Origin of the sequence: Mesorhizobium sp. M1409 (genome assembly GCF_040317535.1) — a bacterium.
GTDB lineage: Bacteria > Pseudomonadota > Alphaproteobacteria > Rhizobiales > Rhizobiaceae > Mesorhizobium.
On sequence record NZ_JAMYKV010000091.1, the window covers coordinates 1 to 12,916 of the forward strand.

Annotated in this window: 9 protein-coding genes and 7 pseudogenes; 6 read left to right on the forward strand and 10 right to left on the reverse strand. The window is 57.6% G+C overall.

All coding sequences use genetic code 11. From position 1 onward, the window contains the following. Nucleotides 1-587: 587 nt before the first annotated feature. The 3 genes from NKG99_RS34120 (at nucleotide 588) to NKG99_RS34130 (ending at nucleotide 2,764) form a co-directional block, all read left to right on the forward strand. Nucleotides 588-854: a hypothetical protein gene (locus NKG99_RS34120; RefSeq protein WP_352873784.1), complete on the forward strand. Its 267-nt coding sequence runs from the start codon at nucleotides 588-590 to the stop codon at nucleotides 852-854. A 762-nt stretch (nucleotides 855-1,616) separates the two neighbouring features. Further along, nucleotides 1,617-1,967, forward strand: coding sequence for a transposase (locus NKG99_RS34125; RefSeq protein WP_352612007.1), 351 nt, complete (start codon nucleotides 1,617-1,619; stop codon nucleotides 1,965-1,967). Continuing rightward, nucleotides 1,946-2,764, forward strand: a complete 819-nt coding sequence (locus tag NKG99_RS34130) for an IS3 family transposase (protein WP_352873793.1) — start codon at nucleotides 1,946-1,948, stop codon at nucleotides 2,762-2,764. Before NKG99_RS34125 ends, NKG99_RS34130 begins: the two co-directional genes overlap by 22 nt. A 190-nt stretch (nucleotides 2,765-2,954) precedes the next feature. Here NKG99_RS34130 and NKG99_RS36110 read toward each other — a convergent pair whose 3' ends face one another. From NKG99_RS36110 to NKG99_RS34170, 9 genes and pseudogenes are all read right to left on the reverse strand, one after another. Beyond that, nucleotides 2,955-3,266 (reverse strand): RolB family protein, encoded by a 312-nt coding sequence (locus tag NKG99_RS36110; protein ID WP_502894704.1) that lies wholly within the window; start codon nucleotides 3,264-3,266, stop codon nucleotides 2,955-2,957. A gap of 573 nt (nucleotides 3,267-3,839) precedes the next feature. After that, nucleotides 3,840-4,388 (reverse strand): annotated as a pseudogene (locus NKG99_RS34135) (UPF0149 family protein). Continuing rightward, nucleotides 4,385-5,899, reverse strand: a pseudogene (gene tnpC / locus NKG99_RS34140) (IS66 family transposase). The pseudogenes NKG99_RS34135 and tnpC (NKG99_RS34140) overlap by 4 nt, the downstream one beginning before the upstream one ends. Before the next feature lie 53 nt (nucleotides 5,900-5,952). Then, nucleotides 5,953-6,189: pseudogene (gene tnpB / locus NKG99_RS34145) on the reverse strand (IS66 family insertion sequence element accessory protein TnpB); the annotation flags it as partial. Beyond that, nucleotides 6,190-6,333 (reverse strand): transposase domain-containing protein, encoded by a 144-nt coding sequence (locus tag NKG99_RS34150; protein ID WP_352873795.1) that lies wholly within the window; start codon nucleotides 6,331-6,333, stop codon nucleotides 6,190-6,192. Then, a pseudogene (gene tnpC / locus NKG99_RS34155) lies at nucleotides 6,331-7,763 on the reverse strand (IS66 family transposase); the annotation flags it as partial. The gene NKG99_RS34150 and the pseudogene tnpC (NKG99_RS34155), both read right to left, overlap by 3 nt. A gap of 69 nt (nucleotides 7,764-7,832) precedes the next feature. Further along, nucleotides 7,833-8,187: pseudogene (gene tnpB, locus NKG99_RS34160) on the reverse strand (IS66 family insertion sequence element accessory protein TnpB). A 45-nt stretch (nucleotides 8,188-8,232) separates the two neighbouring features. Next, entirely contained in the window at nucleotides 8,233-8,355 is a 123-nt protein-coding gene (locus NKG99_RS34165; RefSeq protein WP_352873786.1) for a hypothetical protein, read from the reverse strand. Nucleotides 8,356-8,658: 303 nt separating this feature from the next. Further along, nucleotides 8,659-9,225 (reverse strand): IS5 family transposase, encoded by a 567-nt coding sequence (locus NKG99_RS34170; protein WP_352873788.1) that lies wholly within the window; start codon nucleotides 9,223-9,225, stop codon nucleotides 8,659-8,661. A gap of 535 nt (nucleotides 9,226-9,760) precedes the next feature. Here NKG99_RS34170 and NKG99_RS34180 point away from each other — a divergent pair. Beyond that, nucleotides 9,761-10,044 (forward strand): annotated as a pseudogene (locus NKG99_RS34180) (IS66 family transposase); the annotation flags it as partial. A gap of 35 nt (nucleotides 10,045-10,079) precedes the next feature. On the opposite strand, the pseudogene NKG99_RS34185 reads toward NKG99_RS34180, so the two are convergent. Further along, a pseudogene (locus NKG99_RS34185) lies at nucleotides 10,080-10,184 on the reverse strand (transposase domain-containing protein); the annotation flags it as partial. A gap of 126 nt (nucleotides 10,185-10,310) precedes the next feature. Here NKG99_RS34185 and NKG99_RS34190 point away from each other — a divergent pair. Continuing rightward, nucleotides 10,311-10,655, forward strand: a complete 345-nt coding sequence (locus tag NKG99_RS34190) for a hypothetical protein (protein WP_352873790.1) — start codon at nucleotides 10,311-10,313, stop codon at nucleotides 10,653-10,655. Beyond that, a partial coding sequence (locus tag NKG99_RS34195; RefSeq protein WP_352873792.1) for a zeta toxin family protein occupies nucleotides 10,645-12,916 on the forward strand: 2,272 nt, incomplete at its 3' end. The genes NKG99_RS34190 and NKG99_RS34195, both read left to right, overlap by 11 nt.

Below are 12,916 nucleotides of genomic sequence, written 5' to 3' on the forward strand. Positions count from 1 at the left end.
AGCTCGAGGCCCGCCTGCGGCGGGCCCGAGCTAGGCGGGGCCCGCCACTCCCGGGTTCGCGTGTCCAAAGCCGAGGCGACGTTTACATCAGGGATGTCATTTTCTGTCGTTTTCCAATGCCAACCCCTGTCACTTTCGTCAGTGTTCGAGGAGCGGCACTGACCTGGCTCCTCCAGAATTCGTATCGGCAACTTGCTCTTGGAAAGATGTGACGTGTTGTTGAATTAGCAATCCGGGTAGCCCTGTTCAGAACGTGAAAAGCTGGGCCCCTTGAACTATAGCGAGCGCGAATGGCTGCACAGAATATGTTACTATTTCTGTCGTAGTCCGCCGCTAGAACAGTATTTGTCCATTCCCTTATACGAGGATCGTCGTGTGTCACCCTCGCCCAAGAAGCACGTAACCTTTTGCAAGGGCAAAAGGTTACGAAGCATCCCATACGTGTATTTATACCCCAACCGTTACTCTTGCTATCACCACAATCCTTCTTTCTTCGTCAATCAAGAGCAAAACTAAACGGCTGTCCCCTTTTCTTCCTCGCGATGCCTTGGGAGGTTGGCGACCCAATCACCGATGATACACCTGGCGTGCTGAAGAGCCTGATCGCGGCCAGCCTGAATATATACAATATTCAGCACGCTGCTGGTCCCATAACGTACCACTATATGACTGAGCAGGATGCCCGCACTGCTGTTGCTAATAAGAGCTTTGAAGGGCTCACCATGCTGGTATCGCCCCAATCTCCGGCCCAACCTCCGGCTGCTTGCGCTAGTTTGGGGCGCGACTGGTTCGTGGCTGCCGTTGGCGGCGTGCAGCCGAACATGGTGGCATGGGGGAAGGCGATACTGCAGTGATCAAAGCTGCCACAGATCGGCCTGGCGCGTATTTGTGATGTTGTGCGTTTTGTGTTTCTGCATTATGGTTTGCTCTATGAGCTCTTAATGTTGTATTATAACCGTCATATGCGACGGGTATGTGATGTGTTTTAGAAATAAAGCTGGGACCTTTTAATAAATGTGTCGTTTATTTCAGTGGTGAGCGCGCTGCTTATTTGCCCCCAATTAAGGTCATTTGAGATGGCGCCTCTTATAAACAATCAAGTTTAGGACGAGTGATCGCTCGGTAGCCGAGCCGCTTGAACCGTGTGCCGCTGCGGCGGCATATTTCGATGTAAACTTCGCCTCGGTTTTTGGTCGCGGCACTTCCGCGCAAAAGAGAACGGAGGCCGTACGGCCTCCGTTTTAATTTCGCTCAGCGCGGGAGTTGCCGCGTCCAAAAACCGAGGCGAAGTTTACATCACTTAGTGAGTTATTTAGTGCCGGAGGTCGGATGCTAGATTCATGCTAATAGATTATTAAAGTACAAGCAGACAATAATATTGGCTTAGATCATCAGATCTCATTGTCATGCAGTCCGTTATGTTGGGTGGCATTACGAAGCACGATTTGCGTTTGCCACCTATTCATCGCGTATAACAGTGTATCCATTAACCCATAAAAATGGCTCAATGCAAATGAGAAGAAAGCGGAGAGGAAGATTGGAGTGCGCCCCTCGGGCCGGACAGGATGAACAAGCAGAATTGACTTGGAAGCCGGGCTTTCGAAGGATGGAAGCCCATGGTGACTTATCGCACGCACAGCATCGAGTTCAAACGTCAGGTAGCACAGGAGTTCCTGTCCGGCGAGACGCTGCATGGTCTCGCCAAGCGGCACGAACTGCCGCGTAACCTGATCCGCATCTGGGTTCAGAAATACGAGGCTGGCTCCTTCGACGAAGACGTGGCGGCGGCCGACACTATGCAGACCTATGAGGCGCGGATCGCAGCGCTGGAGCGGCTGGTAGGCCGGCAAGCCTTGGAAATTGAGTTTCTAAAGGGGGCTCTGAAAAGCGCACCACGTCCGAGAAGCGGGACTACATCCGTGATCACCGGCCCGGCGATGTCTCCATCGCTGAAGGATGCCGGCTGATGGGGATCGCGCGATCAACCTACTACGATCAGCCCGAAACCGCCGTGGATGACACAGCGCTCGTCGAGACGATGGGTGAGATCTCCGACAGCTTCGAAGCTTACGGCTATCGCCGCATGCAGGCGGCGCTGCGGCAGCGCGGCATCGTCGTCAACCACAAGAAGGTCAGACGGTTGATGCGCGAGCACGATCTGCAGCCCAGGATCAGGCGGCGCTTCATCGCCACTACGGACAGCCATCACGAGTTGCCGGTCTTCCCGAACTTGGCGAAGAACGTGACACCCGACGGCCCGAACCAGCTCTGGGTGAGCGACATAACATACGTGACGATTGCGGTGGGCTTCGTCTACGTTGCAGTCATTTTGGATGCCTGGTCACGCAAGGTCGTTGGTTACGCCATCGGTCGGTCGATCGACGCGCGCTTGACCGTTGCAGCATTGAAGGCGGCAATCGAACGACGAAAACCCCCGCCGGGCTGCGTCCATCACTCGGACCGAGGCTCGCAATATGCCGCACTCCTCTACCGCAACGTTCTCGCCGAGCACGATCTTATTGGATCGATGGGCCGGCGCGGCAATCCCTACGATAATGCGAAAGCGGAAAGCTTCATGAAGACGATGAAGGTCGAAGCCGTCTATCCGATGGCCTACGAAACCTTCGCCGACGTCGCTGAGGACCTTCCCCGCTTCATTGATGAGGTTTACAACACCCGCCGATTGCACTCAGCGCTCGGCTATCTCAGCCCGCAACAGTTCGAGGACCAACACGCCCGGCAGATGGTCAAAACTGCGGCTTGACCTTGTCCGGTCCGAGGGGCGCACTCCAGATAGACGTACAAAATTTCCTGACTTTTATTTTGAGCACAGTGAACGACACAAAACACAACGCCCGGAGCAAAAAAGACATAAACCAACGAAACTGGAAACAAAAATAATATGACCAACAAACTCGACAGACGGAAATGGAGATTAAATAACCGAATGTATTTCAACGCGGAGCCAGGACCAACATTCGCGTATTAGCGGCGGCGACCCTAATCATCCCAACCAGACGCACTTGGCCAGTCGGTGGAGGGCATAGGGAGGGCCAACTCATCTGTCCATGGGCCACGATGTCGCAATTCCCATTCATCGTATCGCGGACCCATACACCTTCCTCTTGGCAACTGAAGCGGTCCGTCCGAACGATCGCTAGGAAATGCTGCATGTCTTCGCGTTCGACGTTAGTGCACCATCGCCGATGGTACTTACTCGATACAGATGTAGCAGAGATGACGCCATCGTATGGCCGCAAGTCCATCGCAATCACCACTTCGGGACAATAGTTAGTTGGTTAGTTGGGACTCCCTCGAAACTCCTGTTCGAAACACAGGAGTTTGCAAGGTTGGTAGGCAAAAAAACATACACGAGGCGGGTCTGAAGCATCAACCGAGAGGTCGTCAGGGCGCTTGGCTTGGCTTGGCTTGGCTTGGCAGGATATATGGCTTTGTAGTCTTTCTTTGTTTGTGTATTTGCGCATTTGTGTACTCGTGCGTAAGCAGCGGCGAAGCTGATATGACCGTGCCCCAAGTCTTCTCCGGTCGTCCTGAGTTCGCCCCGACCGTTGGATTTGCCCGGTTGCCCGGTTGGCCAGGCCGCTGACCCGAGGACCCAGATTCCCCCAGACGGGTTGCTACCCTTTCGCCCGAAGCGGGCACGGCCTTATCTCTATTCAAAGGAAGACATTCAGCGCCTCCTATCCGCAGCGCTTGAGATGCCGTGCCGATATACTCGCTGCAAGCTCAGGCCATAGACATACTATTGCCTGTTCGGATGTGAGCGCGACGAGCAGCCCACGGCTTTAGTCTGTTGAGACGAGGAGCCGTCCGTTGTTTCAGGACTTCTGCTTTGCGCGCGTTGGCATGAAGTAGCTTCGGATGTTGACGAGGGCTTCGCCGACCGCAGCAGCATCCTCGTGAGTGGCGGGCCGTTTCGTCTCGCTGAGTTTGCGGATTGGCGCGATGATATCGCCGGTGACGGCATGGCCGCGAATGACGGGCCGCCACAGCTTGGGGGCGAACCCGGTTCCTATCAGGAAGCAGACGTCCCAGTCCATGGCATCAAAGTTAGATCATCGATCTTGGTGAACCTGGGCCGGTGGTCTTTCGGCGTTTCGCCGAGGCTCGCCGATATCCGGTTGTATTCCGCACCGATGGTCTGCACGGCCCGATGCTCGGTTGTTTCTACTGGCGGGTTCAGGGCTTCCGGGCCGTCACTGACGTGGGTCGATAAACCTCGGGCCGATGATGAGAGCCGTGAGATAGTCGTCGAGGCCGCTCATCGACCAGATCGGTGACACTGGACGACGTGGCCTGATGAAGGCTTCGAACGCCTCGTCATCGAGCTTCGGTCGTGCCGCCGTCCCCTGGCTGCTCTCTGTCATGCCGCCCGTCGCTCCTGATCTGCAATGTCCTCGCGTTCCGCCTTCCAAGCCCACGGCAAGAGGCTTTCCATCCGGTTGGCTTTCACTTTGCCGGAGATGATGCGTTCCAGCACATCGGCAAGCCAGATTTCAGGATCCACGCCGTTAAGTTTTGCTGTGTTGACGACCGATGCCAGGACCGCGAAGGACTTGCCACCGCGTTCGTTGCCCACGAAAAACGAATTCTTCCTCGTCAGAGCCACCGATTTCATTGAGCGCTCGACCACATTGGAGTCCACTTCGATCCGGCCATCCTCCAGGAAGGCTGCCAGTCCGCTCCAATGATTGAGCGCGTAGAAGACGGCCTTCCCAAGCGCCGATTTTGACGACACCTCTTCGCTCAGTTCGCTGAGCTGGACCTTCAGTTCTCTCATGATGCTGTCTCGCGACGCCGTACCGTGAGCCGGGTATCGGCACTTTCGCCGCGCAGTTTCGCCTCGATGCGATAGACCTCGGCGATCCTGGCCAGGATCGACAGCGCCTCCAAAGAGCCGGTCAGCTTGACGACATCGACGAACTTGCGTCGTGCGTGAGCAAGGCAGAACGCCAGCCGCATGGGGGCGACATTGCTCTTCCCCCTGCGCTTGGCCAAAGTTTTATAGGCTTGATAGCCATCAACCTGAAGCACGCCGGCAAACAACGACAGTTGCCCCTCGACCTCGCGAGCGCTGCGGCTTTCGGCAAAAGTATAGGCCACCGCCGGCGGCGCCGGACCATGCGCCCCGGATCGAACCGCGGAAGCGGCGTCTCGTCACAGAACACTCTAGGCTGGGAGCGGATGAAGGCGGTAAGCGCATCGTAGAGAAGCTCGAGCCACCAGGCGACCCGCGTCACCCAGGCGCCGAGCGTGCCGCGATCGATGATCACGCCGCAGGAGGCAAGCATCTGCGCCTGGCGATGCAGCGGCAAATGCCAAGCAAACTTCGAAACGGCGACATGCGCGGCAAACGCCGTGGTCACCATGCCCCCGTCCATCACCCGTGCCGGCGCGGGCGCTTGCACAACAACGCTTTCGCAGGCCCGGCATGCATAACGCGGCCGGATCGTCCGCTTTACCCGGACAACCGCCAGCACGATGTCGAGCGCCTCACTCACGCCCGTGCCGACGCAATGCAGTTCGAACGAGCAGCACGGGCAAATCTTGCTCTCCGGCTCGATGAGCTCTTCATACCGCGGGAGGTGCTTGGTAAACGGCCGTTGTTGCGTGACGGCAATCGTCGCTGCTGCTTTGACCCTTCAGCCACGGGTGCAACATCGTCATTGGCCGCCTCGGGAATGTCGCTGAGATCGCCCAGATCGCGCGTCACCTGCGTCGGGTCGATCGTCGTCATCTTCTCCGATTTTGGCCCAAAGAGCTGGCCCTCGAGGAAGGCAACGCGCGCTTTGAGATCGGCGTTCTCTTCGCCGAGCGAGAGAATGATCCGGATCAATTGCGCAGCATCCTGGGGCAAGGGATCGGGTCGAAGCGGCATGGCAGACCCTACCATATGAGCCTGAATCCTCAAGCAAAACCAATAGGATCAGCCTACTTTTGAGGCCTCTTCACCGCGTTTTGTTTGACGCGCGTCCAGTCAATACCGGTCAGCAAAAGCGAGAACTCCTGGGCACTCATCTGCATTGAGCCCTCGCGGATCGGCGGCCAAACGAACTTGCCCGCCTCAAGCCACTTCGTCACCAGGATCGTGCCTGATCCGTCCCAGTAAATGCAGCGAAGTCGATCGAGACGCTTGGCGCGGAACACGAACACGTCGCCACAGAAGGGTTATGGATTTGGGCTTGACGTCTTCCGGAATCGCCAAGGCATGAGTTCCTCGATGTGGCTCTGCGGATGGCCGATGATGATGGCGTCGAGGGTTTCGGCAAGGTAGGCGACGGGGCTGACGTCGTTGAGCTTGCAAGTCGCCACAACGGATGAGAGCAGCGCCCAATTTTCGGCCCCGACTTCGTGACCTGCAAACAGGGCATTTTTTCTGGTCAAGCATAGTGGTCGGATGGCGTTTTCGACTGGGTTGGTGTCGAGCTCAAGCCGGCCGTCGCCGAGGAAGCGAGTTAGCCCTTCCCAATGGGCAAGACCATAGCGGATGTCTTCGGCCAGCTTTGAGCCCGAGGAGATCATCGACAATTGCTTTTCAAACCACGGCTTCAAGGCGGCGATGATCGTGGTGGAGTACTGCTGTCGGGCGGCGAGCCGAGCTTGTGGCGTCATGCCGCGCACCGTCGCCTCGAGCGTAGCGATCTGGCGCACGGCGGCTTCGGCGATCGGGGGCTTGGTGTTGCGCGCCAGCTTCACAAAACGTCGGCGCAGGTGGCTCCAGCAATGGACGAGCATCCATGGTCCTCGTGGCCGCTCCAGGCGTGTCAGCCGGTCATAGCCCTCATAGGCGTCAACCTGCAGGAATTGTCCGCCGAAGCCTTGAAGGAAGCGCTCGGCATGCTCGCCGCCGCGTCCCGGCGCATAGTGGAACAGCACGATGGGCGGGCCTTGGCCACCATGGCCGCGCTCATCGGAAGCGATTGCCCAGAAGAAGCCCTTCTTGACCTTGCCGCGTCCGGGATCGAGCACCGGTGCCGGGTCTCATCCATGAACAGGTGCGCGGCCGCAGCCAGATGCCCGCGCATGTGGTCGGCTATGGGCTTGAGATGGAAGCAGGCCCGGCCTGCCCAGTTGCCCAATGTCGCCCGATCCAGCTGGATGCCCTGGCGGGCGTAGATCTCGGCCTGCCGGTAGAATGGCAAATGATCACCGAACTTGGCGACGATGACTTGGGCGATCAGCGCCTCGGTCGGCAGGCCGGGCACGATATGCTCGGGCGCATGCGCCTGCACGACGGCGCCCGAGCAGCGCCGGCAAGCGTATTTCAGGCGCCGCGTGACCAGCACGCGCAGTTGCGCCGGGATTGCGTCGAGCCGCTCGCTGACATCCTCGCCGATCCTGGCCATCTCGCCGCAGCCGCACGGACACAGCGTGCTCCTGGGCTCGATGATCCGCTCCACCCGCGGCAGATGGGCAGGCAAGTGGCCACGATTGCGCTGGGGCGAACCGGACGAGCCGTCCGAACGCCCCCGGATGACCCGCTGCGCCTTTTCCTGCGCGGCATCGAGCACGCCCTGCGCGATCTCCACGTCTTCGAGTGGCAGGTGGTATTGATCGGGATGCAGCTTCTCGGACTTGGCGCCGAACTTCTCGTGATTGAGCTGGCTGACGACGCTCTCCAGCCGGCGGCGCGCCTCCTCGGATGCAGCTAAGGCAGCCTGGTGCTCGGCCAGGGTCGCTTGCGTCTGGGCCAAGAGCGCCTTCAAACGCTCGTTCTCTTCCTGGAGAACCGTCAGATTCATGCACTAAGTCAACCACCTGATCTCCGAGAACGCCATCGGAGACAACGCAGCTGAGTCACTGTGCCACACTCATCCGGCCAACTGCGGACGCCGTGCCCGCTCGGGGCGAACCAGTCTCCAGTCCAGCCCTTCGAACAAGGCCGCGAACATCGCCGGCGACATGCGCATCACCCCGTCGCGAACCTGCGGCCAGACGAATTTCGAGCCCTCGAGCCGCTTGTGAATGAGCACAAGGCCGGTGCGATCCCAGACCAAAATCTTGATCCTGTCAGCCCTTTTGGCCCGGAAGACGAAGGCTGCCCCACAGTATGGGTCGAGGCCTAGCATCTCCTGCACAGCCAATGCCAATCCGTCCATGCCGCGCCGGAAGTCAACCGGCCGGGGTCGCCACGCAGATCTTGAGATCGGCGCCCGGTGCAATCATCGCGAGGCCCGAACCGCTCGGATCACCTGCGACAGCTGCTCGAGGTCAACCGCCGTTCGGATCACCATGTCGTCGATCACGATTTCCACCTTCGCCGGTGTCGATTTCGATGGCCTCATCCTCCGCTGAGGCGCCGATGGTTTCGTCCACCATCAGCTGCGCGAACATCGGCGCCATGCTTCCGGCAGTGCCAGTTGTCCCTGACGAAGGCGACGCCGCCAATCATAGACCTGCCAGCGGGTCGCGCCATGCTTGCGTGCGACCGCCGCCACCTACACCCCCGGCATCAGGCTCTCGGCCGAAATCCGGGCTCTATCGGCCTCCGAGCGAACCCGCCGTCCCGTTGGACCGTCCAGAACCTCGAGCCGGCCTGCGTAGCCAGCTGTTGGGACGTCCAAATGGACGTCCATTTTGCCGTCTGCTCCCACGTAGGCCCTCCGTCTCTCGCGATCGGGGGGATTCTTCGCACATTCACCTCATGCCCCGCACGAGGGGAGCGCCGTGGCCCTTACAAACAATCTCACCACTGACAAGATTGAGACCAAGGTGCAGTTTGCGCCATCTTTTGCGTTTGGCCTTGGTTTTGTGCTTGTTTTCCAGCCACTCGCCCTCGCCGAAGACCTTCAAGCCGGTGCTGTCGACAACCAGATCGACCGGACCTGATGTTGTGGCTCGGGACTTTGTCGACGGCAACGCCAGCTCTTTGCTCCGGCGAGACAGGGTGGAGAAGTCAGGCACGGCAATATCGAACCCCATCAGCGCCGCGACACTGCGCATCAAGCCTTGGGTCTGGCGCAACGCCAGCCCGTAGACGACGCGCAGGGTCAAGCACAACGTAATCGCCAGATCCGAGTATTTCGGCTGACCACCCCGCGATGTCCGCCTCCGCGCCGTCCATAAAGACAGGGCCTCATCCTTCACCCAGATGGTCAAATCACCACGTTGACGCAGGCTTTCATTATATGCCGGCCAATTCGTCACCTGATATTTCTGCTTGGCAATCTTGTCCCGCCGATCGGCATTGAACTTGTGCGGCATCGTCAAAATCCAGATCCGGAGAGTGAGAACCACCGCTCTATATCAGTCGCCGGGTGATCCACGCAACAACGCCCCAGTGCATAGCCCTCAGGCAAGATGGGGTGCTCGTGACGCTCACTTTCAGTCGATTTCATATATTGGCACGGTGCGGGCATATGTCCGGCCTTTGCGCGCGGAACATGGCCGCCGGCCTTGCTGAGATCCGCGACGACGAGCTGAACCGAGTTTACGCGCTTGAGCGCATTGGGGGCAGCAGCTTCACCGTTTCGGGATTTCGTCGCATGGGTTCATCGCCTGTTATTTCACCTTGCCGTCTGCCAGCCTGCGCCGGTCAGATCACGTCATTGCGTCCATCAGACAGCGGCCGCGGTAATCGCCAATGGAGCGGCACGCCGGTCGATCCCGCCCTGGTTCAGAAGCGCCCAGATGATCCGCGCCGTCTTGTTGGCCTGCACGACAGCTGCAACCTTGAATGGTTTTCTGGCGAGAAGCGCCTTCAACCACGGCCGCGTCCGAGCGTCGTTTCGGGCAACCCGCAAGAAAGCTTGCCAGAGCCGATCGGGCGGCGTGGGCCGATGCCCTGGAGAGCGAGGTCGCTGATCTCAAGGCACGAAACGCCGATGCTGATGAGCGCATCGGCTGACGCAGATCCTGAAGGCCTTCGATCGCGCCTGCTTCGGCCGGCGGTCGAAAAAGCTCGGCTCCCCAAGCACCGACGACGAGCAGCAATATAAGGCACAGGTCAACAAGGGCCGCGAGCGTCGGAATGGCAAACGTCCGCCGCGACCACGCAAGGGCTTTGCACTTCATCTGGATCGTAAGCGACAAGCTGAGACCGTTCAGCCGGCGTAGTTTCACGGCATGAGTGCGTCGATTTCGCTGCTCGGCCACCCGTTGGCGCTGCGCTCGAGGGTTCGGGTGAGCCAGGCCAGCGGATCGACGTTGTTCATCTTCGCCGTTTATGCCGACCGTCGAACTATGCCATCATAGTTCTCTCTATTTTCAATTGTAACAAGAAAAGCGTAGGCAAAGGATGCTCTTACTGCGTAGTATGCTTTTAGCAAATTCCACAAGGAGGGCGGCATATGACTCCCCGTTTGGATGTTCGTCTGGGTAGCGTTCTCGGGCTTACAGGGCGCTACCGGGACAAGCGAGCATTTGAGATCGTCAATGACACGCACGATTGGCTCGGAACGCTCACCCCAAGACTGATCACCTTTAAGTACAGTGGTCCCGAACGCTTCAGCGAATCCTCGTCGTTGTGTGAAAAAGCGAACAGACAGCGCTTGCAATATTCGGGCAGGCTAAATCTCTTAAGCGGGAATGCCATTGACGCGGCAAGATTGGCCGAGGAGATAGACGACTTCGTCAAGACCGTCATCGATCCATGGCTTACGAAGTTCGAAAGGGCGGGCGGGCGTGAAGCCTGAGGACGGAATGCGGGAAGGATTGCCGTCATGGTCTGCACAGGAGATTTTTGACGCCGAAATTATCCCCGCGATCGGCGCAAATGGACCTCCTGTCGACAATCCGACCTTCACGGTGGTAAGCGGTCAGACGGGTGCAGGCAAGAGCACGATGATCCGGCAAATCAGAAGTCAATTTGCCGGACAAGCTACCCAAGTCATCATCGCGGACGACCTCAACACCTATATTCCGGGCAATAACGCGGCCCTTTTAGAAGGCTCCCATTCGCTGGCGGAAACAGATCGGTCCGCGGTCGCAGAATGGTGTGATCAACTCGCCAACCGCAGCATAAGCAACCGTGTAAACATAATCTTAGAGTCATGCTTTCCACCCAAGCACTACAGCAGGTTGCTTGAGCGGGCTCGCTCAAGTGGCTACAGAACAGAGCTCAACATCATCGCCACGGATAGAACGACTAGTTTTACGGCAATCCATGACCGCTTTGATAAAGCCTTGGCAAGTCGTTTTGTTGCGTCTACCGTATTGCCGGATGCGGAGACACATGAGCACTATTACTCGCTATGGCCGCGCGTGGCTTTTGAGGTTGAAAGGCATAAGCTTTTTGATCAGATTTCCGTTGTCCGCCGAGATGGTTCAACAGTTTTCGAAAATGAACAAATCGTGGACAGCCATGGTCGCTCGAACTGGCGGCATAAACCGGGCGCGATGAGAGCGCTGATGATTGCCCGCAACCGGCCCATGGACGTGAACCAAAGACAATGGATTAAAGACGTTTGGAATAGAGTTGAGAACAGCAGAGCATTTGCCCAGCATCCAGATTCTGCACGCGTACCGGTGCGGACCTATTGGACAAAGGTTATGGAAGCGCTGAATGAGGACGGCGACCTAGATAGGCAACCTACGCGAAGCGTCTTCTTGCGAGCTTATTCGCACAAGCTTTTGCTGAACTTGCAGCGCGATGTTGCCTTGATTAGCGCCAATCGGAGTAATCCCAGAGATTTTCGAGAAGTGAATTTCGAAGAGGCTTTTTTGAAGGAGTTAGAAAACCAGCGACTTACTATGATGGCGGATATTACAGAAAGCTTTGAGAAGAGAATTTTAGAGCAGACCGGGGCAGGACCTTCGCACACTGCCCAATCCCCTTCGCACACTGCCCAATCCTCAGAGCTTCGCCACAGCTCCGCCGAAAAGGAAACTTTGTTCAACGAAGACTCTCACATTGTGAAGCGGCTTAGAACTGGCCATGAGGGAGCCAGTACTTCCACCTACCCCGAAGACAGACAAGCTCAGCAACAGAAGCCTCAACGTCCAAAGCTTTTGGTGGAAGTCTCAGAAGGTGTTTATAGGCCGATCGAGGACTATAATCGAATGGTTCGCGATCGCGACAAATATCCCCACATCAATCGCAACAGGAGCAAAATGAACGTCCTCATTCGGTTGGAAGATGGTAACGGGTATGAAACGCCTGCCTTGCTCAAGGCGCGGTCAGAACGGAATAAAGGCGCACTGTTTACGAGGACGATGAGCGAAGGTCAATTACCACATAGTCTCGCTTCACATCCACCTGCTGCCTTGCCAGCCGTACTAGTTGATGGCGGAAACGGTAGGACCTTTCTTGCTGGCGAAAGGATTTCCATGGGCGAACCGACGGGCCAAATTCCCCAATCAATTTCGTCTGATAGGATTTTGGTTAGAAACGAGTGGGGTGGATACGACGAACTAAATCAGCGCTTGGCCGCTCGCACATTCTCATCTCTCCCAACCGCACCGAAAGCGCAACTGGGAGAGAAGAGAATTTTAGAGCAGACCGGGGTAGGACCTTCGCACACTGCCCAATCCTCAGAACTTCGCCCCAGCTCCGCCGAAAAGGAAACTTTGTTCAACGAAGACTCTCATATTGTGAAGCGGCTTAGAACTGGCCATGAGGGAGCCAGTACTTCCACCTACCCCGGAGACAGACAAGCTCAGCAACAGAAGCCTCGACGTCCAAAGCTTTTGGTGGAAGTCTCACAAGATGTTTATAGGCCGATCGAGCCAGTCAGGCGGGACGAGGTTTTCCCGGAGGAGGATTTTGCCGCGGGCGCGGACGGGTTGCGTGCCAATCCTGCGGGCCGTGGGCAGGGTACGCAGCGGGTATGGAGCCCATCAGAAGCAAAGTCCGATGACTTTCCCGAATTTACCGAAGAGGACCTGGCGAGAATCGATGCACTATCTGAAACTCGCTCCACTTCGAAGCGGGATGTTGTACCCGATATCCACCCAG

Bases quoted from the DNA above. Each gene is read 5' to 3' on its own strand.
- NKG99_RS34125 (WP_352612007.1), top strand. From the start codon at position 1,617: ATGGTGACTTATCGCACGCACAGCATCGAGTTCAAACGTCAGGTAGCA.
- NKG99_RS36110 (WP_502894704.1), bottom strand. From the start codon at position 3,266: ATGGACTTGCGGCCATACGATGGCGTCATCTCTGCTACATCTGTATCG.
- NKG99_RS34165 (WP_352873786.1), bottom strand. From the start codon at position 8,355: ATGTTCGCGCAGCTGATGGTGGACGAAACCATCGGCGCCTCAGCGGAG.
- NKG99_RS34170 (WP_352873788.1), bottom strand. From the start codon at position 9,225: ATGCCGCACAAGTTCAATGCCGATCGGCGGGACAAGATTGCCAAGCAG.
- NKG99_RS34190 (WP_352873790.1), top strand. From the start codon at position 10,311: ATGACTCCCCGTTTGGATGTTCGTCTGGGTAGCGTTCTCGGGCTTACA.